The organism is Mesorhizobium sp. BR115XR7A (assembly GCF_020165315.1).
Classification (GTDB): Bacteria; Pseudomonadota; Alphaproteobacteria; order Rhizobiales; family Rhizobiaceae; genus Mesorhizobium; species Mesorhizobium australicum.
In genome coordinates this window covers 1-23,977 of the sequence record NZ_JAIUHW010000023.1, presented here as the reverse complement: position 1 = coordinate 23,977, position 23,977 = coordinate 1, and the positions used below count along the sequence as shown (strand labels likewise).

21 protein-coding genes and 1 pseudogene are annotated in these 23,977 nt (G+C 64.0%); 10 read left to right on the top strand and 12 right to left on the bottom strand.

Annotated features, from left to right (window positions below):
* Positions 1-9: 9 nt before the first annotated feature.
* Together LB557_RS30625 and LB557_RS30620 are read right to left on the bottom strand one after the other, a co-directional pair.
* Positions 10-2,811, bottom strand: a complete 2,802-nt coding sequence (locus LB557_RS30625; protein WP_224641633.1) for a [protein-PII] uridylyltransferase — start codon at positions 2,809-2,811, stop codon at positions 10-12.
* A gap of 33 nt (positions 2,812-2,844) precedes the next feature.
* The gene (locus LB557_RS30620; RefSeq protein ID WP_140821554.1) at positions 2,845-3,684 is read right to left on the bottom strand and encodes a glycosyltransferase family 25 protein; all 840 of its coding nucleotides are present in this window, start codon (positions 3,682-3,684) and stop codon (positions 2,845-2,847) included.
* Between the two features lie 239 nt (positions 3,685-3,923).
* Here LB557_RS30620 and LB557_RS30615 point away from each other — a divergent pair, with 239 nt between their 5' ends.
* From LB557_RS30615 to LB557_RS30605, 3 genes are all read left to right on the top strand, one after another.
* Positions 3,924-6,437 (top strand): heavy metal translocating P-type ATPase, encoded by a 2,514-nt coding sequence (locus LB557_RS30615; protein WP_224641635.1) that lies wholly within the window; start codon positions 3,924-3,926, stop codon positions 6,435-6,437.
* A 43-nt stretch (positions 6,438-6,480) separates the two neighbouring features.
* Positions 6,481-6,873: a DUF305 domain-containing protein gene (locus LB557_RS30610; RefSeq protein ID WP_140614900.1), complete on the top strand. Its 393-nt coding sequence runs from the start codon at positions 6,481-6,483 to the stop codon at positions 6,871-6,873.
* 97 nt (positions 6,874-6,970) lie between these two features.
* The gene (locus tag LB557_RS30605; protein WP_140614899.1) at positions 6,971-7,816 is read left to right on the top strand and encodes an aldo/keto reductase; all 846 of its coding nucleotides are present in this window, start codon (positions 6,971-6,973) and stop codon (positions 7,814-7,816) included.
* Here LB557_RS30605 and mutS read toward each other — a convergent pair whose 3' ends face one another.
* On the bottom strand, positions 7,817-10,549 hold the full coding sequence (gene mutS, locus LB557_RS30600) for a DNA mismatch repair protein MutS (RefSeq protein ID WP_224713150.1): 2,733 nt from the start codon (positions 10,547-10,549) through the stop codon (positions 7,817-7,819).
* A 160-nt stretch (positions 10,550-10,709) separates the two neighbouring features.
* Between mutS and LB557_RS30595 the strand changes: the two genes are divergently transcribed.
* Both LB557_RS30595 and LB557_RS30590 read left to right on the top strand, forming a co-directional pair.
* A complete protein-coding gene (locus tag LB557_RS30595) occupies positions 10,710-11,903 on the top strand; it encodes a glycosyltransferase (protein WP_224713149.1) in 1,194 nt (397 codons plus the stop codon).
* 132 nt (positions 11,904-12,035) lie between these two features.
* Entirely contained in the window at positions 12,036-14,315 is a 2,280-nt protein-coding gene (locus LB557_RS30590) for an NADP-dependent malic enzyme (protein ID WP_015314164.1), read from the top strand.
* A 25-nt stretch (positions 14,316-14,340) separates the two neighbouring features.
* Here the strand turns inward: LB557_RS30590 and LB557_RS31910 are convergent, their stop codons facing one another.
* The gene (locus LB557_RS31910; RefSeq protein ID WP_411970588.1) at positions 14,341-14,652 is read right to left on the bottom strand and encodes a hypothetical protein; all 312 of its coding nucleotides are present in this window, start codon (positions 14,650-14,652) and stop codon (positions 14,341-14,343) included.
* Positions 14,653-14,660: 8 nt separating this feature from the next.
* Between LB557_RS31910 and LB557_RS31905 the strand changes: the two are divergent.
* Positions 14,661-14,780 (top strand): annotated as a pseudogene (locus tag LB557_RS31905) (arginase family protein); the annotation flags it as partial.
* Positions 14,781-14,791: 11 nt separating this feature from the next.
* On the opposite strand, the gene LB557_RS30580 reads toward LB557_RS31905, so the two are convergent.
* Positions 14,792-15,508, bottom strand: a complete 717-nt coding sequence (locus LB557_RS30580) for an antitoxin Xre/MbcA/ParS toxin-binding domain-containing protein (protein WP_140660543.1) — start codon at positions 15,506-15,508, stop codon at positions 14,792-14,794.
* Between the two features lie 271 nt (positions 15,509-15,779).
* Positions 15,780-16,772, bottom strand: a complete 993-nt coding sequence (locus tag LB557_RS30575) for an adenosine kinase (protein ID WP_224524306.1) — start codon at positions 16,770-16,772, stop codon at positions 15,780-15,782.
* Between the two features lie 199 nt (positions 16,773-16,971).
* Between LB557_RS30575 and LB557_RS30570 the strand changes: the two genes are divergently transcribed.
* Complete coding sequence (locus tag LB557_RS30570) at positions 16,972-17,874, top strand: EamA family transporter (protein WP_224641642.1); 903 nt, start codon at positions 16,972-16,974, stop codon at positions 17,872-17,874.
* Positions 17,875-17,994: 120 nt separating this feature from the next.
* Positions 17,995-18,705 (top strand): sulfate transporter family protein, encoded by a 711-nt coding sequence (locus tag LB557_RS30565; RefSeq protein WP_224641644.1) that lies wholly within the window; start codon positions 17,995-17,997, stop codon positions 18,703-18,705.
* Positions 18,706-18,711: 6 nt separating this feature from the next.
* Here the strand turns inward: LB557_RS30565 and LB557_RS30560 are convergent, their stop codons facing one another.
* From LB557_RS30560 to LB557_RS30540, 6 genes are all read right to left on the bottom strand, one after another.
* On the bottom strand, positions 18,712-19,710 hold the full coding sequence (locus LB557_RS30560; protein WP_224641646.1) for a proline racemase family protein: 999 nt from the start codon (positions 19,708-19,710) through the stop codon (positions 18,712-18,714).
* Positions 19,711-19,724: 14 nt separating this feature from the next.
* Positions 19,725-20,528: an isocitrate lyase/phosphoenolpyruvate mutase family protein gene (locus LB557_RS30555; RefSeq protein WP_140614891.1), complete on the bottom strand. Its 804-nt coding sequence runs from the start codon at positions 20,526-20,528 to the stop codon at positions 19,725-19,727.
* Positions 20,529-20,603: 75 nt separating this feature from the next.
* Positions 20,604-20,732 (bottom strand): hypothetical protein, encoded by a 129-nt coding sequence (locus tag LB557_RS31685; RefSeq protein WP_263496949.1) that lies wholly within the window; start codon positions 20,730-20,732, stop codon positions 20,604-20,606.
* 65 nt (positions 20,733-20,797) lie between these two features.
* A complete protein-coding gene (locus LB557_RS30550) occupies positions 20,798-21,469 on the bottom strand; it encodes an HAD family hydrolase (RefSeq protein ID WP_140821537.1) in 672 nt (223 codons plus the stop codon).
* 52 nt (positions 21,470-21,521) lie between these two features.
* The gene (gene dut / locus LB557_RS30545) at positions 21,522-22,007 is read right to left on the bottom strand and encodes a dUTP diphosphatase (protein ID WP_140723192.1); all 486 of its coding nucleotides are present in this window, start codon (positions 22,005-22,007) and stop codon (positions 21,522-21,524) included.
* Positions 22,008-22,092: 85 nt separating this feature from the next.
* Entirely contained in the window at positions 22,093-22,563 is a 471-nt protein-coding gene (locus LB557_RS30540; protein ID WP_224641648.1) for an Lrp/AsnC family transcriptional regulator, read from the bottom strand.
* 115 nt (positions 22,564-22,678) lie between these two features.
* On the opposite strand from LB557_RS30540, the gene LB557_RS30535 reads away from it, so the two are divergent.
* Together LB557_RS30535 and LB557_RS30530 are read left to right on the top strand one after the other, a co-directional pair.
* Positions 22,679-22,927, top strand: coding sequence for a DUF6356 family protein (locus LB557_RS30535; protein WP_140723186.1), 249 nt, complete (start codon positions 22,679-22,681; stop codon positions 22,925-22,927).
* Positions 22,928-22,942: 15 nt separating this feature from the next.
* Positions 22,943-23,743, top strand: a complete 801-nt coding sequence (locus LB557_RS30530) for a class II glutamine amidotransferase (protein ID WP_140660551.1) — start codon at positions 22,943-22,945, stop codon at positions 23,741-23,743.
* The last annotated feature ends 234 nt before the right edge of the window (positions 23,744-23,977 follow it).

Here is a 23,977-nt window from a genome sequence, read left to right as displayed (position 1 = left end):
TGATGGCCGTCACTCGGCGGCTGCCTTGGCCTTGCCGCCGCGTTCGAGCGCTACACCTTCGAGCGTCGCTATCAGCCGGTTGCGGATGGTGGCGATGCGGGCCGGGTTGTCGATCTTCTGACCGGTCAGGTCGGTGACATAGAAGGTGTCGATGACCTTCTCGCCGAAGGTGGTGATATGCGCCGATGCGATGTCGAGCGACAGGTCGGATAGTGTTCCGGTGATTTCCGACAGCAGGCCGGGGCGGTCGAGCCCCTCGACCTCGATCACCGAAAACCGGTTCGACAATGCGTTGCGGATTTCGGCGCGTGGCGGAATCTTGAAGACCTTGGATCCGCGCCTTGGCTTGGTGCGTTTCTCGATCATCTCCGGCAGCCAGCTCTTGCCCGACAGCACGTCCTCGATCAGCCGGCCGACACGCTCGGCGCGCCGGCGTTCGTCCTCGTCGCGGTCGAATTCCCTCGAGATCAGGATCGTGTCCAGCGCGCGGCCGTCCGACGTGGTGAAGATCTGCGCGTCGACGATGTTGCCGCCGGCGCCGGCGCATGCCCCGGCAATCACCGAGAGAAGACGGGGATGGTCCTGCGCCAACACGGTGATTTCGGTAACCGCCTCGAACTGGTGGGTCTTGACCATGGTGGCGAGCTTGTTGCCCGCCGCGTCCGCCTCGCGGATGAATTCGGCGTGGCGAAGCTGGTCCGGCAGGTCCACCGTCAGGAGGTAGTTTTCATAATGCAGCCCGACATAGCGCTTGCGCGCCTTGTCGGGCCAGTCGGCGAGCGCCTCGGCCAGGCGTTCGCGCGCCGCCGCCGTGCGTTGGGCGCGCGAGACCTCCGAAAAGCCGCCGGTCAGCAGCAGTTCGGTCTCGTAGTAGAGCGTACGCAGCAACTGGCCCTTCCAGCCGTTCCACACGCCCGGTCCGACGCCCCTGATGTCGCAGACGGTGAGGATCAACAGCATCTTCAGCCGCTCGACCGATTGCACGATCGAGGCGAAGTCCTCGATCGTCTTGCGGTCGTTGAGGTCGCGGGTCTGCGCCGTCATAGACATGACGAGGTGGTTCTCGACCAGCCAGGCGACAGTTTCCGTATCGGCCGGCGAAAGCCCCATATGCGGGCAGATCCGCCTTGCGATCCTGGCGCCGGCCTCGGAATGGTCCTCTGGTCTGCCCTTGGCGATGTCGTGCAGCAGGACGGCGACATAGAGCGCCTCGCGGCTTTTCTTCAGCCCGGGCATCAGCGCATGCGACAGCGGATGCACCTTCTCGCCGTCGCCGCGCTCGATCTCGGCCAGCACGCCGATGCAGCGGATCAGGTGCTCGTCGACGGTGTAGTGGTGGTACATCGAGAACTGCATCATGGCGACGATCTTGCCGAAATCCGGGATCAGCCGGCCCAGCAATCCCGCCTCGTTCATCCGCCGCAGGTTGAGCTCGGCGTTGCGGTCCGAGGTCAATATGTCGAGGAACAGCCGGTTGGCTTCCTCGTCGCGCCTGAGCGACTTGTTGACTAGGCCGAGCGAACGGGTGAGCAGTTTCAGCGCATCGGGATGGAATTCCAGCCCGTGCTTGTCGGCAAACCAGAACAGCCTGAGAAGATTGACCGGGTCGCGCTCGAAGACGCCGTCGTCGGCGATGTTGATGCGATGGTTGTCGACGATGAAGTCCGACGTGCCGGCAAGCTTGCGCTTGCGGCGCTGGAAGGTGAGAAAGATGCGGTTGAAGCCGGGAACATGCTTGGCCTGCTCCTCCTCCAGCGCGGCGCAGAAGATGCGGGTCAGGTCGCCGACATCCTTGGCGACGAGGAAATAGTGCTTCATGAAGCGTTCGACCGCCGACAGGCCGGGATGGGTCGTATAGCCGAGCCGTTCGGCGATCTCGCGCTGAATGTCGAAATGCAGCCGCTCCTCGGCCTTGCCAGTGAGGAAGTGCATGTGGCAGCGCACCGCCCACAGGAAATCCTCGGCCTTCTGGAACTCGCGGTACTCGGCTTCGGTGAAGACGCCTTTTTCGACCAGTTCCTCGCCGGTGCGCACCCGGTAAAAATACTTGCCGATCCAGAACAGCGTCTGCAGGTCGCGCAGGCCGCCCTTGCCGTCCTTGACGTTGGGCTCGACCAGATAGCGGCTTTCGCCGGCCTTGGCATGGCGCTCGTCGCGTTCGGCAAGCTTGGCCTGCACATATTCCGGGCCGGTCGTGCGCACCACCTCATGGTCGAAGCGCAGCATCAACTCGTCATAGAGCTTGCGTTCGCCCCACAGGAAACGGGCTTCCAGGATCGAGGTGCGGATGGTGATGTCGGTGCGCGACAGCCTGAGGCACTCATCGATGTTGCGGGTGGCATGGCCGACCTTCATCCCCATGTCCCACAGCATGTAGAGCATATATTCGACCGTCTGTTCGCCCCATGGCGTCTGCTTGTAAGGCAGCAGGAACAGAAGGTCGATGTCGGATCCCGGCGCCAGCGTGCCGCGGCCATAGCCGCCGACGGCAACGACCGCCATGCGTTCGGCCGAGGATCGGTTCTTCACCCGGTAGACATGGGTTGCGGCAAAATCGTAGAGCGAGCGGATCAGCTCGTCCATCAGGTGCGACAGCCGTTCGGCGCAGGCATTGCCGCCGCCATCTTGTCTCAGCATGGCCTCGGCTGTCTTGCGGCCCTCCGCGAGACGCCCCTTGAGAAGCTGAAGGACGGCCGTGCGGATGGCCTTGCTGGAACCGTCGCCGGCGCTGGCCGTGGTCAGCGCGGTCATCTCGCGACGCAAGGCTTCGCCGTCGATCAGTTCATCGAGCTTCAGGGAGATTTTCGCCATAGATATCGGTTGGCCTTGCCTTTTGGGCGGCGTCTATAGCGTGTTTTCGCGGCGCTGGGTATGGGCTCTCTGGGTGAGGTCGCCTAGGCTCTGCGGCCTGGGCGAAGCCATGGGAATGGTCATCTGTCGCCGCAGCTTGCAGAAATCGATGATCCAATCGACGATTCGCCCGATCTCGATTCTGATCTTCTCTCCCGCCGGGCGCCGACGGGTTTTGGCATTGCGCTCCCGACTGAGTAGGCTTGGTAGTCCCACCGCTATGTCGCCCAGGAACTGGTCCTGCGCGCATAACGCAGGGAAAAGTTGGTAGATTGCCTTGCTGGACGAGGTCGGAAATGCCGGATTGAACATGACGTGGTCGACAGCCACCTTAATCATCTCGGTCGCGGCAAGGAGATCGCGCGCGGCTTGTCTCGATATGATGTAGCCCCCGGTTCCCAGGTGTATGTTGCAGAGTCGGAACATGGAAAAGCCGTGGCCGACGGAAATCCTTTTGCGATGGATCGAAGTCCTCTTGAAGAACGTCTCGATCTTGACAATGTCAGCATCGGCCGGGATCCATCCGGCACAGGCAAGCAGTATACCGGCGTTTGCGGAAAAAATAATGTCGTCCTCGAAGACGGCGCCATAGCATGCTTCGCCTTGCGCAATGATCATCCAGCAGGCGCGATGGCTGTGCAGGCAAGCGACCTCGCTGCTCGTCACATGCTGCGGCGCATACGAAGCATAATGCGGCTGCAGATCCAGATCGGGACGGTACCGCGCGTCCACGGCCGCGACTCGTTCGAATTCTATGCCAATACGAGCGAACTCCGCCGTCATATGGGCAAGCCTGTCCACGGACCGATCGAGGTTGATGACCAGACATTTCATTTGTTGAACGAATCCAGGGCGGCACCAAGCTGCCAGAGCGCAACAATTTTAGTGAGAATAATTTTGACACGGCAATTCTAGCGAGCAACGTTTAGCATCGATAGGGCGATTGTATAGGGAATTCTTCTGATCCGGCGGCTCCGCAATTCTGAATGTGAAAGGTCAAAAAACAGCCCTTGACCTTCCAGTTACTGGAAGCACTACCTCTGCTTCGAAGCAGTGCATCGAGGCATTAGAAAATGACGCATTCAGATCACGATCATCACACGCATGGCGCTCATGGCGGCTGCTGCGCGGCAAAGGGCACGGGCGGAGATTCGGATGCGGTTCTGCGCGATCCGGTCTGCGGCATGACGGTGGAGTCGGCCGCCGGCAAGCCGGCATCCGAGCATGGCGGCCGCCTCTATCATTTCTGCAGCGAGCGATGCCGTTCGAGGTTCCAGGCCGAGCCGGAAAGCTATCTGACCGCCGTCGACCCTGTCTGCGGCATGATCGTCGACCGCGCCGACGCCAGGTATTTCGTCCGCCATGAAGGCCAGGGCTTCTATTTCTGTTCGGCCGGCTGCAAGGCGAAGTTCGAGGCGGCGCCGCAAACTTATCTCGGCGACAGGCCGGCGCCGGCGCCGATGCCCAAGGGCACGCAATACACTTGCCCCATGCATCCGCAGATTCTCCGCGACAAGCCCGGCTCCTGCCCGATCTGCGGCATGGCGCTCGAGCCCATGGGCGTGCCGACGGGCGATGAAGGGCCAAATCCCGAACTGGTCGACTTCACCAGACGCCTCTGGGTGAGCGCGGTGCTGTCGGTCCCGCTGCTGATCGTAGCCATGGCGCCGATGGTAGGCCTGCCGCTTGAGGGCCTGGTCGAGGATCGCGCGAAGGTCTGGATCGAACTGGTGCTGGCGAGCCCGGTGGTGCTGTGGGCCGCTTTCCCGTTTTTCCATCGCGGCTGGGACTCGATGCTCAACCGCAGCCCCAACATGTGGACGCTGATTTCGCTGGGTGTCGGCGCCGCCTATCTCTACAGCGTCGTCGCCACGCTCTTCCCGGACATCTTTCCGCATCAGTTTCGCGGCCATGGCGGTGCGGTGCCGGTTTATTTCGAGGCGGCCGCGGTCATCGTGGCGCTGGTCTTCCTCGGCCAGGTGCTGGAACTGCGCGCCCGCGAGAAGACCGGATCGGCGATCCGAGCTTTGCTCGACCTCGCGCCGAAGACCGCGCGGCGGGTCGCCGAGGACGGCGCCGAGATCGATGTCGGGCTGGACGAGGTCAAGACCGGCGATCGCCTGCGCATCCGTCCCGGCGATGCCGTCCCGGTCGACGGCACGGTGCTCGAAGGCCGCTCCTCCATCGACGAATCGATGATCACGGGCGAGCCCTTGCCGGTCGAGAAGGCCGAAGGCGACGCCTTGACCGGCGGCACGCTCAATAAGAACGGCTCGCTGATCATGCGCGCCGAACGGATCGGCGCCGAGACGACGCTGTCGCGCATCGTCGAACTCGTCGCCAAGGCACAGCGCTCGCGCGCCCCGATCCAAGGCCTGGCCGACCGCGTTTCCTTCTACTTTGTCCCGACCGTCGTCCTGGTCGCGATCGCCGCATTCGTCGCCTGGGCGATCTTCGGCCCCGAGCCCAGCCTGATCTTCGCCATCGTCTCGGCGGTTTCGGTGCTGATCATCGCCTGTCCCTGTGCGCTGGGTCTCGCCACACCGATGTCCATCATGACCGCCACCGGGCGCGGCGCGCATGCCGGTGTGCTGATCAAGGAAGCCGCCGCGCTCGAGCGCTTCGCCTCCGTCGACACGCTGATCGTCGACAAGACCGGCACGCTGACCGAGGGCCGGCCGAAATTGACCGATGTCGTTGCTGCCAGCGGCTTTTCCGAGGACGAATTGCTGAGATGCGCCGCGACCCTGGAAAAAGGGTCGGAGCATCCGCTGGCCGAGGCCGTCGTCGACGGAGCCGGCCAGCGCGGCGTGAAGATCGCCGAGGCCGGCAGCTTCGAGGCGGTTACCGGCAAAGGCGTTTCCGGCACGGTGTCGGACAAGAAGGTCGCGCTCGGCAATGCCGCGATGATGGCCGATCTCGCCATCGACGTTTCCGGGGCCCTGGCCAGGGTGGAAGTCTTGCAGGGCGATGGCAAGACGGTGATGTTCGTCGCTGTCGACGGCAAGCTGGCCGGCATCGTCGCCGTCGCCGATCCGGTCAAGGCGACCACGGCCGAGGCGATCAAGACGCTGCATGGCAGCGGGCTGCGGATCATCATGGCGACCGGCGACAATGAGCGCACGGCCAGGGCGATCGCTGGACATCTCGGCATAGACGAGGTTCGGGCAGGTCTGTTGCCGGAACAGAAGGCAGCGCTGGTCGAGGAACTGCGCGGCAAGGGTGCCGCCGTCGCCATGGCCGGCGACGGCGTCAACGATGCGCCCGCGCTTGCCGCCGCCGATGTCGGCATCGCCATGGGAACGGGCGCCGATGTCGCGGTCGAAAGCGCCGGCATCACCTTGGTCAAGGGCGACCTCAACGGCATCGTCCGCGCCCGAACCCTGGCGCAGGCCACCATCGGCAACATCCGGCAGAACCTGTTCTTCGCCTTCCTTTACAATGTGCTTGGCGTGCCGGTCGCGGCCGGCGTGCTTTATCCGCTCACCGGCACGCTTCTGTCGCCGATGCTGGCGGCGGCGGCGATGAGCCTGTCCTCGGTTTCCGTGATCGCAAACGCATTGCGCCTGAGAACGTTGAAACTCTGAGATTAACCCCCAGATACGAAACCCAACCGACAGGAGACCATGAATGACCTTGGCTAAAAAACTCGTGCTGCTGCTGATGGCCGCCGGAATGCTGCTTGCCGTTTTCCTCGAAAGCGTGCCGGCGCAGAGCGAGGAGATGAAGCACGACATGGGTGCCATGGCCATGGGGGCGGAAAGCCCTTCCACGGCGGGCTACAAGGCGGCGATGGACAAGATGCATACCGACATGATGGCCTCCCAATATACCGGCAACGCCGATGTCGATTTCGTCCGCGGCATGATCCCGCATCATCAGGGGGCGATCGACATGGCCAAGGTCGAACTGGCCAACGGCAAGGATCCGGAAATCCGCAAACTCGCCGAAAACGTCATCGCCGCGCAGGAAGCCGAAATCAAGCAGATGCAGGACTGGCTCGCCGCCCATCCGGTGAAGTAAGGCATCAACGGCGGCGACCGGAGAACCCGAGCTCCATCCTGGATTTCTCCGTATGCTTGTGATGCCATGCGCCTCGATCGCTTACCCAGGAGCCCCCATGCCCACGACGACAAGAACCACCAAGCTGCCTTCGGGCGAAGCCGTCCAGGTGCTGGGACAGGGCACCTGGAAAATGGGCGAGGATGCCCGCCGTCGAGCCGGGGAGGTCAATGCCTTGAAGCTTGGGCTGGACCTCGGCATGACGCTGATCGACACCGCCGAAATGTATGCCAGCGGCGGCGCCGAGGAGGTGGTGGCCGAAGCCATCGCCGGCCGGCGCGAAGAACTCTTTCTCGTCTCCAAGGTGCTGCCGTCCAATGCTTCGCGCACCGGCGTGCCGGCGGCTTGCGAGAAAAGCCTGAAGCGGCTGCGCACCGACCGCATCGATCTCTATCTCCTGCACTGGCCGGGCAGCGTGCCTTTGGGCGAGACGGTCGAGGCCTTCGAGGCGTTGAAGAAGGCCGGCAAGATCCGCCACTGGGGCGTCAGCAATTTCGATACCGATGAAATGGAAGAGCTCACCGGTTTGCGCTCGGGCGGCAATGTCCAGACCAATCAGGTGCTCTACAATCTGATCCGGCGCGGCCCCGAATTCGACCTTGCACCATGGAGCCGCCAGCGCGGCATTCCGCTGATGGCCTATTCGCCGGTGGAGCAGGGTGCTTTGGCGCGCAACAGCAGGCTTGACGCCATCGCCGCCCGTCACAATGCGACCCCTGCGCAAATCGCCTTGGCCTGGGTGATGCATCAGGACGGCGTTATCGCCATTCCCAAGGCCAGCAGCCAGGAGCACGTCCGCCAGAATTTTGCCGCGCTGGACATAAAGCTTACGGCCGATGACCTCGCCGATCTCGACCGTGCATTCCCCCCACCGACGCGCAAGCGCGGACTGGAAATGATCTGACTATTTCCCCGCCAGCCCCTTCAGCCGGTAAAGCGCCTCCAGCGCTTCCTTGGGGGTCATCTCGTCGGGATTGATCTCACCGAGTGCCGCGCCCACAGCGTCGCTCTTCACCGGCTTTGGCGCCTCTCGCTTCACCGCCACCGAAAACAGCGGCAGGTCATCGACCAGCCGGTTGGTCTTGCCGGAGACCTCGCCTTCCTCAAGCTGATGCAGAACTTCCTTCGCGCGGCCCACCACCGCTTCCGGCAGGCCGGCAAGGCGGGCTACCTGCACGCCGTAGGAGCGGTCGGCGGCACCCTTGCCGACCTCGTGCAGGAAAACGACGTCGCCCTCCCACTCCTTGACCCGCATGGTGACATTGGAAAGCCGCGCCAGCTTGCCGGCGAGCGACGTCATTTCGTGGAAGTGGGTGGCGAAGATCGCCCGGCAGCGGTTCTTCTCGTGCAGATACTCCACCGCCGCCCAGGCAATCGACAGCCCGTCGAAGGTAGCGGTGCCGCGGCCGATCTCGTCGAGGATCACCAGCGCCCGTTCGCCGGCCTGGTTGAGGATCGCCGCCGTCTCCACCATCTCGACCATGAAGGTCGAGCGGCCGCGCGCCAGGTCGTCCGACGCGCCGACGCGTGAGAACAGCCGGTCGACGACGCCGATATGGGCCGATGTCGCCGGCACGAAGGAGCCGGTCTGGGCCAGGATGGCGATCAGCGCGTTCTGCCGCAGGAACGTCGACTTGCCACCCATGTTGGGGCCGGTCAGCAGCCAGATCGCGCCGTTCTTGGCATTGCCCTCCGGCGAGAGGTCGCAATCGTTGGCGACGAACGGGCCTTCGCCCGAACGGCGCAGCGCCTGTTCGACCACTGGATGCCGCCCGCCAGAAATCTCGAAGGCAAGGCTGGAATCCACCACCGGCCGGCACCAGGCCTCGCTTTCCGACAAAAGCGCAAGCGCTGCCGATACGTCGAGCACGGCGAGCGCGTCGGCGCCGGCGCGGATCGCCTCGACCGCGCCGACCGCCTCCGCCGTCAGCGCATCGAAGGCGGCCAGTTCGATGCTCAGTGCCCGGTCGGCGGCATTGGCGATCTTGGTCTCGAGTTCGGCGAGTTCGGTCGTGGTGAAACGCATGGCGTTGGCCATGGTCTGGCGGTGGATGAAGCGCGCCTTGGCGCCATCGCTGCCAGTCATGACGGCGTGATGATTGGCCGTCACCTCGATGTAGTAACCCAGCACATTGTTGTGCCGGATCTTCAGGGAGCGGATGCCGGTTTCCTCGATCAGCGAGCGCTCCAGTCCGGCGATCACTTTTCGCGACTCGTCGCGCAACGCCCGCATTTCGTCGAGGTCCGGGTGATAGCCGCCGCGAACGAAGCCGCCGTCGCGTTTGAGCAGCGGCAGCTCGTCGCCGAGCGCCTGGGTGAGATGTTGGGCAAGCGCCTTGGGCAGCGCCTTGATCGCGGCCATCGCGCCGGCCAACTCCTGGGGCAGGGCGATCGCGGCAAAGGTTCCGGCGATGGCACCGGCCGCCTCGAAACCAGCGCGAAGCGCGCCGAGATCGCGTGGCCCGCCCCGGTTGAGCGCCAGCCTGGACAGGGCGCGCGGCATGTCGGCGACGCTCTTCAGGCTCATCCGCACCGCCTGGCAAAGCCTGACCTCGGAGCGGAAGAACGAGACGGAGTCCAGCCGCGCGCCGATGGCCGCCGGGTCGGTCAGCGGCGCCATCAGCCGGTCGGCGAGCAACCTTGCGCCGCCGCCGGTCACCGTGCGGTCGATCGCCTTGAACAGCGAACCCTCGCGGCTGCCGGACAGCGTACGCAGCAGTTCGAGATTGCCGCGCGTCGCCGGATCGATGAACAGGGTCGAGCCCTGCTCCTCGCGCTCGGGCCGCGACAGCGGCGGCCGCTCGGCCTTTTGCGTTTTCTCGACGTAGGCGATGGCGCCCGAGATCGCCGACAATTCGGCGCGCGAAAACGCGCCGAAACTGTCCGGTGTCGCCACCTCGAAGAAACGCGCAATCCGCCCCGTGGCCGAGGCCGAATCGAACAGGCTCGGCGGCTGTGGGCTGGCGACACGGCCGAGCACGTCGAACACCGGCTTCAGGTCGGGATCATGGAACACCGGCTCGGCGACGATGAGTTCGCGCGGATCGACACGGAAGATGTCGGCCAGCAGCCGGTCGGCGGTGGTCTCGGCGACGCGGAAAGCACCAGTCGAGATGTCGATCCAGGCAATTGCAAAGCTGTGCTCGCTGCCGCCCTTCACCCGACCCAACGCCATCAGATAACTCGATTCCGACGGCGCCAGCAGTTTGTCCTCGGTGATGGTTCCCGGCGTCACCAGCCGCACCACGTCGCGGCGCACGACCGATTTGGAGCCGCGCTTCTTGGCCTCGGCCGGATCCTCGATCTGCTCGCAGACGGCAACGCGGAAGCCCTGGCCGATCAGCTTCTGCAAATAGTCGTCGGCCGCGTGCACCGGCACGCCGCACATTGGAATGTCGTGGCCCTGATGCTTGCCGCGTTTGGTGAGCACGATGCCCAGCGCCCGGCTCGCCTTCTCGGCATCGTCGAAGAACAGCTCGTAGAAATCGCCCATGCGGTAGAACAGCAACGAATCCGGGTTAGCCGCCTTGATCTCGATGAACTGCTCCATCATCGGCGTGACGGCGGCAACGCCGGGCTGCGGCGGCGTCATCGCCTCGGGGGCGGCGTCGGGCTCGTTCGGGCTGTGCATGTTCATGGCGCGGCACGCTAGCAGATGTGATGGCGGGGTTTAATGCCAGGCCATCGAAAAGCAGGGGAAGACCGCGAGCCGTCTTCATGGAACGGCTGTTCAGCTGCATTGCCCGACGCGGCGATCGCGAATATCTGTCATCTTGGACAATAATGGCGGGGATGTCATGGACAAAGACGGGCACGAAACGTTCGAGGAGATGGTGGGACCGATCGACTCGGCGCTCGAGCGCTTCTGGCTCATGACAGCTCGGCACGCCAGCCAACGGTTGGGCAGGCTTAAGTTTGTAGCAGCCAAGCGCCTTCCTTTCGCGCTGCCGCTCAGCGGTCCGTTGTCCCACCTGGATAGCGGCATTCGGCTTGCAGCTTACGTGCTCAGCCACGATCCGCTGCTGATCTACACGCCGATCGGCGGCGAGCGCCCCCTCAACTCAGTGGTGGCAATCGGCCGTCGCCTGGCCTCGCGCCGCGCCGTGTTCCTGCTGATGCCGAGTTGGACGCTTGAGCGGCCCCATGTCGTCGCGAAGCTTGGCAGGGATCTCGCCTGGTACCGTGAGAGCTTCTCGCTTCACCAACTGATCTTTCTTTGCAACACGCAAGAGGAGCGTCGTCTGGTCACTGCTGCCGGAGGAACCGCGATCTTCTCCAACCACAATCTGATGGTCAGCGAGGACATATTTCGACCACTGCCGGACATTTCTGTCGAGTTTGATGCGGTATATAACGGCCGCATTTCGCACACCAAGCGCCACCACCTCGCCTTCGATATCGAAAGGCTCGCCCACATTACCTTTTCGATCGGCGAGCTGCCGCGGGCCGGCGACCGTGCCTTCATCCGTCGCTTGCAGGCGCAATCGCCGCTGCATCGTATCGCCAACCCGATCGTCAATGGCCTGACTGGCTGGCTGGCGCCGCAGGAGGTCAACCGCGTCTACAACCAGGCCGCGGTTGGGCTCTGTCTGTCGGCGGCGGAAGGGGCGATGTGCTCCAGCATGGAATATCTGATGGCGGGGTTGCCGGTGGTGAGCACGCCCAGTCTTGGCGGCCGGGACGTCTTTTTCGATCCGGACTATTGCATCATCGCCGAGCCCGATCCGGCGGCGATCCGGCGCGCGGTCGAGACGTTGCGCGACCGCGCCATTCCCCGCGATGAGATTCGCAACCGCACGCTGGCCAAGGTGCGGGCTCAACGGGAGGAACTCACAGTGTTCCTGTCCGACCTGTTGAAGAGGATGGGAAGCAGCCAACCGCCGCTGACGCAATGGCCGTTTCCCGGAACCAGGACGCTGCGGCGCTGGGCAACGGCCCGCCAGCATGCGGATGAAATCACGACATTGGGAACGGCGCGGAAAGGCTTCTGACCGGCCGTCTCCGCTTTGAAGCAGCTTTGCCCAGCTTCGTGGTTTACACGCGGCGGCCCGTGGTCTTAATTCGCAAGCACACAGGCACCCGTTTCAAGGAGGTGCTTCATCGGCGAGGAAATCAAAAGCACCATGGCCAGGAAAACCGAGAACAACGGTCCGTCCGTCAGCGCGCAGGAAGCGCTCGAATTCCACGCCATGGGCCGGCCCGGCAAGCTGGAGATCGTCGCCACCAAGCCGATGACGACGCAGCGCGATCTCAGCCTCGCCTATTCGCCAGGCGTGGCAGTGCCCGTGCGCGCCATCGCCGAGGACCCATCCAGGGCCTTCGATTACACGACGCGCGGCAACATGGTCGCCGTCATCTCAAACGGCACCGCCATTCTTGGCCTCGGCAATCTCGGCGCGCTGGCCTCCAAGCCGGTGATGGAAGGCAAGGCGGTGCTGTTCAAGCGCTTCGCCGATGTCGATTCCATCGACCTCGAGGTCGACACCGAGGATGCCGACGAGTTCATCAACTGCGTGCGCTTCCTCGGTCCGTCCTTCGGCGGCATCAACCTGGAGGACATCAAGGCGCCGGAGTGCTTCATCATCGAACAGCGCCTGCGCGAACTGATGGACATTCCGGTCTTCCATGACGACCAGCACGGCACCGCCATCATCTCGGCCGCCGGTCTGATCAACGCGCTGGAAATAACCGGCCGCGACATGAAGACCACGAAGCTGGTCTGCAACGGTGCGGGCGCGGCCGGCATCGCCTGTATCGAGCTGATGAAGGCGATGGGTTTTTCGCCAGAAAACATCATCCTATGCGACACCAAGGGGGTTGTCTTCCAGGGCCGCACCGAGGGCATGAACCAGTGGAAATCGGCGCATGCGGTCAAGACGGAGGCGCGTTCCCTGGCCGAAGCGCTGGACGGCGCCGACGTCTTCCTCGGCCTTTCGGCCAAGGGGGCGCTGACCACCGCCATGGTGCAGTCGATGGCCAAGAACCCGATCATCTTCGCCATGGCTAACCCCGATCCCGAGATCACCCCGGAGGAAGTGGCCGAGATCCGCACCGACGCCATCATGGCCACCGGGCGGTCGGATTACGCCAACCAGGTCAACAACGTGCTCGGCTTTCCCTACATCTTCCGCGGCGCGCTGGATGTCAGGGCCACCACCATCAATGACGACATGAAGATCGCCGCCGCCCGCGCGCTGGCCGAACTGGCGCGCCAGGACGTGCCCGACGACGTCGCCGCGGCCTATCAGGGCAACCGGCCGAAATTCGGCCCCAACTACATCATTCCGGTGCCGTTCGACCCGCGCCTGATCTCGGCCATCCCGATCGCCGTGGCCAAGGCGGCAATGGATTCGGGCGTCGCCCGCAAGCCGATCCTCGATCTCGACCGTTACGCGCAGGAGCTTTCCGCCCGCCGCGACCCGATCGCCTCGACGCTGCAGCGCATCTACGACCGCGTGCGCCGCCAGCCCAAGCGCATCGTCTTCGCCGAGGGCGAGGAGGAGCAGGTGATGCGCGCCGCCGTCTCCTACGTGAACCAGCGGCTCGGCACCGCCATCCTGCTCGGTCGCGACGACGTCATCAAGGAGAACGCCAGGCACGCTGGCATCGACCTGAACAAGCAAGGCATCGAGATCATCAATGCGCGCCTGTCGCGCCGCAATTCGATCTACACCGACTATCTCTACGAGCGCATGCAGCGCAAAGGCTTCCTGTTCCGCGACTGCCAGCGGCTGATCAACAACGACCGCAACCATTTCGCCGCCTGCATGGTGGCGCTGGGCGACGCCGACGGCATCGTCACCGGCGTGACCCGCAACTATTCGACCGCGCTCGACGACATCAGGCGCGTCATCGACGCCAAGCCCGGTCACCGCGTCATCGGCGTCTCGATCGTGCTCGCGCGCGGCAAGACGGTGCTCGTCGCCGACACCGCCGTGCACGACATGCCCAACGCCGAGCAGATCGCCGACATCGCCGAGGAAGCGGCGGGCTTCGCGCGCCGCATGGGCTACGAGCCAAGGCTCGCCATGCTTGCCTATTCCACTTTCGGCCATCCACAGGGCGAACGTTCCGAGCGCGTCCAGGAAGCCGTGCGCATCCTCGACAAGCGCCGCGTCGACTTCGAATACGATGGCGAAATGGCCGCCGACGTCGCGCTCAACGCCCGCGCCATGGCGCAATACCCGTTCATAAGGCTGACCGGTCCGGCCAACGTCCTGATCATGCCGGCTTTCCACTCGGCCTCCATCTCGACCAAGATGCTGCAGGAACTGGGCGGCTCGACCGTCATCGGCCCGCTGCTGGTCGGCCTGAACAAGCCGGTGCAGATCGTGTCACTGAATGCCAAGGACAGCGATATCGTCAACATGGCGGCGATCGCCGCCTATACGGCGGGGGCTTGAGGGGCTTCCCCCCGTGTTGGACGCCTCACGCCAGCCGCATCACCTGCTTGTGGCTGGCGATCTCCGACAGCAGCCAATCCCGGAACAGCCTGGCGCTGATTGAAATGCGGTTGCCCGGCTTCTGCCACAGGCAGTAGCTCTGTGGGATTGCGTGGCGGATCGTGAAGGGCGCGACCAGCTGGCCGCTGGCCAGCAGGTCCTCGACCATGATGTTGTCGGCCAGCGCCACGCCGCCGCAATTGACGGCCTCACGGACAGCAAGCGCCGGGTCGTGGAAGATCGGGCTCGCGTCTGACCTTCGACATCGATTGCCTCGACCCGGCCTATCTCCCGGCACGGGCACTCATTGTCGGCGCCGACGTTGTCGAGGTGGCGCCCGCCTATGACCACGCCGATGTCACGTCGCTTGCCGGGGCGGCGGTGCTGCAGCACTATCTCGGCCTGCTCGCGGAACGAAAGGGATGACCGCGCCGACTTCACCCCGGCGCGAACGCCCGCGCCGCCTCCACGACTTCCTCCGCCTGGTCCTGCCGCAGCAGGTCGATGGGAATACGCCCATCAAGGTGCGCCGCTGGACGGGTCAGCCACAGCCATGCGAGTCTCGGATTGCCGATCAGCTCCAGCACGTCGCTTATGCCCGCGACCGGCCTGCCATCGACGAACTGCGCCAGCGGGAAGACGTGCTTGCGGCCGCCCTTGCGCAGAGCGATGACGTCGCCGCGCCTCTGCCAGCGGTGCAGGGTGGAGCGGGCGATGCGCAGGTTCTCTTCCAGATAGGTCGAGCCGGCGACGCGTCCGGCCCAGTCCTCGATCAGCATCGATTCGAGGTCGTCGGACTGGGGGAGCGCGGCAACTGTTTCAGCCTCTGCCGACAGCGTCGTGGCGGTCATGGCGCCGGCTTCGCCGCGGCGTGCGGCTTCCGCCGCCAGCGCCCGCACGAATTTCTGGGCCAGGCCCGGAAGGTCGGCATGGATGGCGTCGATGGCGCGCTGGTGCTTGGGCGACAGCAAGGTGACGGCGGACGCTATCGAGCCGGCGATCTTGCCGACCGAGACCATTGTGGGGCCGTTGATGGCTTCGTCATAGTGGGCAAGCGCACGCTCGACCCTTTCCGCCACCATGTCGGCGAAATCGTCCTGCGTGATGCCGGTCGTCTTGGTCTGGAATGTCGTCTTGGTCTGAAATCTTGTCATGCATCTGTTTTCTGGCCGCGCGCTCTCCTCCCTTGGCCGCGGCCGGTTGTTGAACGGTTACGGCGGAAAGTGGAAAGTGCGACGGCAACAGATGCAGCGACCCGACAGGTTGCTGTCCTGCATTGCTTCACACCCCGATTAGCATGTCGAAATGTCAGTCACGGCACGCTCGCATTTGCGTGTAGGGGCGGTATGTGACAACTGCGCGACGATGAGAAGCGGTCCGCGCTTGCCTCCTTTCCCCAACAGCGGGCGAAGAGAAAGGGCGTTGTTACAGCAACCCCGCCCGCTCGGCCTCTTTGCGCAGATTCTGCCTTGGCCTGGGGCCGATCTGCTGGATCACCAATCCGGCCGCCAGTGAGCCAAGATCGCCGCAGGTCTGGAGGTCGCGTCCCTGTGTGTAGCCATGCAGGAAACCGGCGGCGTAGAGATCGCCGGCGCCCGTCGTGTCGACCAGTTCCTTGATGGCGGTCGCCTGGATGACCACGGTCTCGTCGCCACGCACGATAACCGAGCCCTTTTCGGAGCGGGTAACCGCCGCGATCTTGCAATCCTTGCGGATCCGCGCCAGCGCTTCCTCGAACGATGACGTCTGGTAAAGCGACTTGATCTCGTGGCTGTTGGCAAAAACGATATCGACCGTGCCCGAACGCATCAGGTCTAGGAACTCGTCGCGGTAACGGTCGACGCAGAACGAATCCGATAAGGTCATAGATACTTCGCGACCGGCAGCGTGCGCCAGTTTCGCCGTCTGCCGGATCGCTTCCTTGGCGCGCGGCGGGTCCCACAGATAACCCTCGAAATAGGTCACCTTGGCGCCGGACGCCTTGTCGGCTTCGACATCTTCCGGGCCGAGTTCGACGCAGGCGCCGAGATAGGTGTTCATCGAGCGCTCGCCATCGGGCGTGACGAAGATCATCGAACGCGCCGTCGGCGGCTCGCCCTGGAGCGGCTTGGTGTCGAAGGCGACACCCTGCGCGTGGATGTCGTGCGCGTAGATTTCGCCCAGCGCATCGCTGGAGACCTTGCCGAAGAAGGCGGCGCGTCCGCCGAAGGAGGCGACACCGGCCGCCGTGTTGCCGGCGCTGCCGCCGGAGGCCTCGATCGCCGGGCCCATGCGGCTGTAGAGCAATTCGGCGCGCTGCGTGTCGATGAGATTCATCGCGCCCTTGATGATGCCGTTGGTCTCGAGGAATTCCTCCTCGCACTGGGCGATGATGTCGACAATCGCATTGCCGATGCAAAGCACGTCATAATCCGGCATCAATGTCTCCGCCAAAAACCCGGGCCGGCTTCTTGCCATGCCCGCGCGGGTCTACAGCATGACCCTGAAAACTGGCAACCGATTTTCTGTCCTTGCCGCGCCAGCCAGGCGCTACGACAATTCGACCGTGGCCGAAACATCTCGTCGCGATGTCGCCTACATCTGCGCCTGTTCAATCACGGTCCGAAGGCGCGAGCCCATGCCTGCCAAAAGCAACACGACCATCGACCTGGCATTGCTCGGCGTGCTGACGGTGCTTTGGGGAGCCTCCTATACCTTCATCAAGATCGGCGTAGAGACCATCCCGCCCATCACCTTCATCGCGGCCCGCACCCTGATCGCCGGCGCCATCCTGTTCGCCATTATCCGCTGGCGCGGGCTTGCCATGCCGGGCGATGCGGCAAGCTGGCGCCGCTTCGCCTTCCAGGCCTGCCTCAACAGCGTCGTCCCGTTCACGCTGATCGCCGCGGCCGAGCGTTCGGTCGACGCCGGCCTTGCTACCATCCTCAACGCCACCTCGCCGATCTTCACCTTCCTGCTGACGGCGCTTATCACCCGTCATGAGCCGGTGACCGTGCGCAAGCTGGTCGGCGTTGGCGCCGGCATCGCCGGCATCTGCCTCATCGTCGGCACGCAGGCGCTTGGCGGCATCGGCCACCAGCTCTGGGCACAGATCGCCATCGTCGCGGCAACCGTGTGCTATGCGGGCGCCGCCATTTTCGGCCGAGGCTTCAAGGGCCTCGATCCGATGCTTCCCGCCGCCGGTTCGATGCTGTGCGGCGCTGTCATGCTGGGACCGCTCAGCCTGGCGGTCGACCAGCCATGGACCCTGGCGCCTTCGACGGCTTCCATCCTTGCCCTGCTCGGCCTGTCCGTGTTTTCGACGGCACTGGCTTTCGTCATCTATTTCCGCCTGATCCACACGCTGGGTTCGGTCGGCACCACGTCTCAGGCCTATCTGCGGGTGCCGATCGGCGTCGGCATCGGCGCCGTCTTCCTCGGCGAAAGCCTGGGGCCCACGGCCTGGCTCGGCATGGGGTTTGTCGTCGCCGGCGTGGCGGCCATGACCATACCGGTTCGTAAGCTGGGCTTAGCCCGATAGGCAGATCTGGGGAACATACGAAGGCAAGCAACGGCCCGCGCTTGTGCTCGCGGGCCGCACCGCCTATCTCGGAGGCGTCCTGCCTTGTGGCTGTGTCCGCTGACCTGGGGGTGAAGCACGGTGATTTTCGACGCTGCCCGCACCGCGGCCCTTGAGCTGCTCTCGCCTCCGTTTCGCGCCGTGTTCATCAAGACGCTCGGCCTGACCCTGCTGGCGTTGGTCGCCCTGTGGTTCGGCTTGACCAGCCTTGTCGAATGGCTTGCCCTGCCGTGGCTGCAAACATTGTTGCCCGGCATGCCGTCCTGGGCCGGCTGGTTGGGCGGCATCGTCGCGGCCATCGCGCTGGCCTTCGGCATGGCGCTTCTGATCGCACCGGTCACGGCGGTGATCGCCGGCCTGTTCCTCGACGATGTCGCCGAAGTGGTCGAGCGCACCGATTATCCCGGCGACCCGGCCGGACGCGCCATGCCGGTATTGCGCTCGCTGGTGCTGGCGATAAAATTCTTCGGCGTCGTCATCCTGGGCAACGTCGTGGCGCTGATGCTCCTGCTGGTGCCGGGCATCAACATCGCTGCCTTCTTCATCGTCAACGGCTACCTGCTCGGACGCGAATTCTTCGAATTCGCCGCCATGCGCTTTCGCGGGGAAGAAGAGGCCCGGGCCCTGCGCAGGCAGTATGCCGGCACGGTGTTTCTCTCCGGGCTGGTTGTCGCGGCCTTCCTCGCCGTGCCGCTGCTCAACCTGCTGACGCCGCTCTTCGCCGCCGCCATGATGGTGCATCTGCACAAGGCGATCTCGGCGCGGGAAGTCGCACGCGCGTCGCGGCGCTAGATCTCTTCAGCATAGTAGAAATCCCCGCCCCAACTCGTCGTCCGGTTCGACAATGAATTCGGCTCGTCCGGAATAATAGGCACGGCCGCCGACGCGGGCGACGATCGCTTCATGCGGGCCGGCCTGCGCTGTTCGCGCCACCGCACCGGAAAAGCGCGAGCCGGCGATGCTCTCGAACGTTCGCGTCTGCCCGACGGCGATCTCGCCCTTGGCATGCATGGCCGCCAGCCGGGCGGTGACGCCGGAACCGGTCGGCGAGCGGTCGACCTCCGCCTCGGCGAAGACGCAGACATTCCTGGTGGCCTCTCCGGAAAAGGCGTCCTTTCCATCGGTCAGGATGGTGCCATAGAGGAAGGCGAGGTCATCATGATCGGGATGCGACAGCGGAAACTCGGCCTTCAGCCGGTTCGTCAGCGTGGTTGCCGCATCGACGAAATCGCGCACGCGGTCGCGGCCGAACTCCAAGCCGAATTGATGACAGTCGGCCAGCGCGTAAAAGGCGCCGCCATAGGCGATGTCGAAACCGACCTTGCCATAGCCTGTCAGCTCGATCTGTCGATCGCCAGCGAACAGGAAGGCCGGCACGCTCTCGAACGACACCGCGCCGGCCTTGCCATCGCTGACCGCGACCGAGGCGACGACCAGGCCGCACGGCGCCTCGATGTTCACGGTGGTGAACGGCTCCTGCTTCGCCACCAGCCCCTGATCGACGGCGTAGCGGCCGAGCGCGACGATGGCGTGGCCGCACATGGTCGAATAGCCCTCATTGTGCATGAACAGCACCGCGAGGTCGGCGCCGGGCAAATCGGGCTCGACCAGCAAAGCGCCATACATGTCATAGTGGCCGCGCGGCTCGAAGATCAGCAACTTGCGCAAATGGTCGAGATGGTCCCGCACATAGGCGCGCTTCTCCAGGATGGTGCCCTTGGGGATAGCGGGATAACCGCCCGTGACGATCCGTAGCGGCTCGCCACCCGTATGCATGTCGACAACGGTAAGGTTCATGCGGCGAACTCATCCTAGCCCTGGGATTTGCCGAACAGCGCCTGCAGCTTGCCGAACGGCATGGCGGCGCGGGTGAAGCCGAACGTGCCGTCCTGCTGGATCTCGCGCGCCGCCGTCTCCAGCATGCCGTAGGCGAAATTGGTCAGCCATGGCCCAAGCGAAATCCGCTTGGCACCGGCCATGGCGAGGTCGGCGATGGTGAAGCCGGGCCTCGCCATGACATTGACCGGCTTGCCGACCGACGAACACAAGGTCCGCACCATCTCGACATCGCCGATACCAGGTGCATAGAGCACGTCGGCGCCGGCCTTTTCGAACGCCTGCAGCCGCTTGATCGTGTCGTCGAGATCGGACTTGCCCCAGAGGAAATTCTCGGCCCGCGCCGTGAAGACAAAGTCGCGCTTCAGCGCCCGCGCCGCCTCCACCGCTGCGGCGACGCGCTCGACCGCGTGCGAAAACTCGTAGATGGGCTTTTCAGGATCGCCGGTGTGATCCTCGATCGAGCAGCCGGCAAGCCCGGCCGCTTCCGCCGCGAAAATGGTTTCGGCGGCCTGCTCGGCGCTGTCCCCCTTGCCCTTCTCGAGATCGGCCGAGACCGGCAGGTCGGTCGCGCCCGTCACCTCGCGGCAATGATGGATCATCTGGTCGAAGGTCACGGCCCCATCCGGCAGGCCGCGCGAAAAGGCAAAGCCGGCGCTGGTGGTGGCCAGTGCCTTGAAGCCGAAGGATCCGAGCAGCTTCGTCGTGCCCGGATCCCAGGGATTGGGCATGACGAAGGTCGAGGCATGCAGGTCGCGAAAAATCTTGCCCTTGTCCATGAATGCTCCCCCATAACGAGTATTGGGGCGGATGCTACCGCGCTGTTTGCGGCCGGGCAAACGAATGCGGTTGGTTCAGAAGCGTTTCTCGTTCTCTGCTGCCAATTTCTCGAAAGTGTCGATGTGGCGCATGTCGACAGGCACGGAGCCGACATAGAAACCGTCCTTCTCCGCCAGATCGGGAATGAGCAGGTACGTTGGCATGGCGGCGCCTCATTGTCGGGCGCGGGGAAGGTAGCACAGCGCTTTGTGGCGTCCAGTGCAGCGGATCAATGGATCGGCACCAGCCCGGCGAGTTCGCGCATGTCGTAGAACAGGATGCCGCCGGCCTGGATCAAGCCATCGCGGTCCGAATAGGGGTCGCCATGATAGGAGAACACGCGCATGCCGGCGGCGATGCCGGCCTGCGTGCCGGCGACGCTGTCCTCGATGACGATGCAGTCGGCGGGTGGGAAGCCCATCGTTTTGGCCGCATGCAGGAACAGGTCGGGGAACGGCTTGCCGCGCGACACCATGGTGGCGCTGAACATGGCATGTTCGAACAGCGGCAACAGACCGGTCTGGCCAAGCGTTATGTGCATCTTGGAGATCCTGGCCGAGGTGGCGACGCAATAAGCGATGCCGGCCGCGCGGACCGCCTCGATGAACTCCCGGACATAAGGGATCGCCTCGACACCGTGAGCGAACAGATCCGGCAGGCCGGCATTCCAGCGCTCGACGAAATCGGCGCCGAGCCTGACGCTGGTCGTCTCTTCGATCTCCTTCTGCACCGAGACCATGCTGCGGCCGGAGAAGTTCTTGCGGCAATATTCGAAGGTCGTTGGAAAACCGGCGTCGCTCAGCCATTCGGCCAGGCGCCGGTTGGCGAGGTTCTCGGTATCGACCAGGATCCCGTCGCAGTCGAAGATGACGAGCTTTGGCAGGGGGCGTGTTTCAGTCATGTTGGATCAGTCTACCCGGAAACGGTTCACTGTGCCGAAACACAGCCAGGCATCAGGCGGTGCCGGTCGATCCGAATCCGCCTGAGCCACGCGCCGTGCCGCCGGCCAGCGAACGCTCTTCAACCGCCACCTGCGTCACCGCGGCGAAAACGATCTGGGCAATGCGCATCCCGCGCGTCACCGCGAAATCCTCGTCGCCGAGATTGACCAGCAGCACCTTCACCTCGCCGCGATAATCGCTGTCGACCGTGCCCGGTGAATTGAGGACGGTAAGGCCGTGTTTGAAGGCAAGGCCCGAGCGGGGCCGCACCTGGCCTTCCATGCCTTCGGGGATTTCCAGGATCAGCCCCGTCGCTACCAAGGCGCGCTTGCCCGGCAGGATCAGAAGCGGCCGGTCTTCAGGCACCGCCGCGCGCAAATCCATGCCGGCGGCGCCGGCGCTTTCATAGGCGGGAAGCGGAAGCCCCTCGCCATGCGGCAACCTGACGAAGCCGACGGTGGGACCGATGACGGAAGGTGTTTGAAGGGCTGCGCGCATAAAATCGATCCTATCGGCGGGAATGCCGATTCGGTCAACTCGACCGCGGCGCTATCAACGGCTTTCTTTCAGGCATCACTGTGGCCTAGCGGAGTTCCACGGGAACCACCGTCGTCTCCTTGATCTCCTCCATGACGAAGGAAGCGGACACATCGGATAAAGCCACCTTGGCGATGAGCCGCTGGTAGAGCCGGTCATAGGCTTTCACGTCGGCGACGCGGGCGCGCAGCACATAATCGAGATCACCGGACATCCGGTAGACCCCGATGATCTCGGAAAGACCGGTCACCGCCGCCCGGAATTTCTGCAGCCAGTCGGGGTCGTGATTGGATGTGCGGATCAGGATGAACACCGAAAGGCCGAGCCCGAGCTTCTCGGCATCGACCAGCGCCACACGGCCGGTGATGATGCCATCTTCCTCCAGCCGCTTGACGCGACGCCAGCAGGCATTGCGCGACAAGGCTACCCGCTCCGACAGCTGGTCGACCGACAGCGTGCCGTCACGTTGCAATTCGGCGAGCAGTTTTCGATCAATTTCGTCGATGTCAAAGCTCATATTGGGATATTTGTCCCATGAAATAGCAAAATACAAGGATATTTTGGGACCAATGAACCGGTGAGGCGTGTCAGGATACTCATATCGAAACGAAAAGCGCTGAAGGGGAACCAGCATGTCGGTCGCAAGGATCTTCACCTCTCATCCGGCCAAGGTCGGCGAGACCTATTTCAGCCATATGGCCTTCGCCGCCTGGTTTTCCTCGCGCCTTCTGATGGCGGCGGGAGCAGCTCTTGTTCACGCTTTCTTGCCATTTCTCTTCGAGACTACCGCCAGCCGAATCATTCGCGAGCTCTACGAGCGGACGCACAACAGAGGCACGCACGCGATCAACGAGCCCGCTGCTCTTCCGGATCGCGCCTAGAGGAAGACAGAAGCGATGTGCCGGTGGGCGGCCTATCTCGGTGAAGCGGTCTTTCTCGAAGACATCCTCACGGCGCCCTGTCACTCGCTGATCGCCCAGAGCCATTGCGCCCAGGAAGCGAAGTCGCCCACCAATGGCGACGGCTTCGGCCTTGCCTGGTATGGCGAGAGGCCAGAACCCGGCCTCTACCGCGATATCCTGCCGGCCTGGTCCGATCCCAATCTGAAAAGCCTGTGCCGGCAGATCAAGTCCAGCCTGTTCCTCGCCCATGTCAGGGCCTCGACCGGCAGCGCCACCAGCCGCATGAACTGCCATCCGTTCATCTCAGAACGCTGGTCGTTCATGCATAACGGCCAGATCGGCGGTTTCGAAAAAATCCGCCGAGCGCTGGAGAACTCGCTGTCCGACGCCGTTTTCGATCAGCGCGAAGGCACCACCGATTCCGAACTCTTTTTTCTGCTCATGATCGACGAGGGCCTTTCGGCCGACCCGCAAGGCGCCGTCTCGCGCGCCACCAGCCGCGTGCTGGAAGCCTCACGCCGTGCCGGTTTCGAGCCGGCGCTGAAACTGACCGCCGCCTTCTGCGACGGACAGGCATTGTATGCGGTGCGCTATGCCACCGATGGCCAGGCTCCGACGCTTTACACGTCCATTTTCCGCAAAGGGGCCGGTCGCTGCATCGTCTCCGAACCCTTCGATCGCGAGGGCGGCGACTGGCAGGCGATTCCGCCATCGAGCTTCGTCACCATGACCAGGGATGGCATCGACATACATCCATTCGCTCCGGTCGCGGCGAAACTGGCGCTGGTTGGATAGGCTTTCGCCGCATTGAATAACGTCGCGGGACAGCGCCCCCCTCTGTCCTGCCGGACATCTCCCCCACAAGGGGGGAGATCGGATGCCTCAATGGCTTTCGCCAATCCCCAGCGTTGCAGGACAGAGCGAAGCGCCGAAACTGCCAATCTCCCCACCCGTGGGGGAGATGTCCGGCAGGACAAAGAGGGGCGCCGTAGAGTGACGACCTCAATCATGGCGTGCAGCGTGATGATC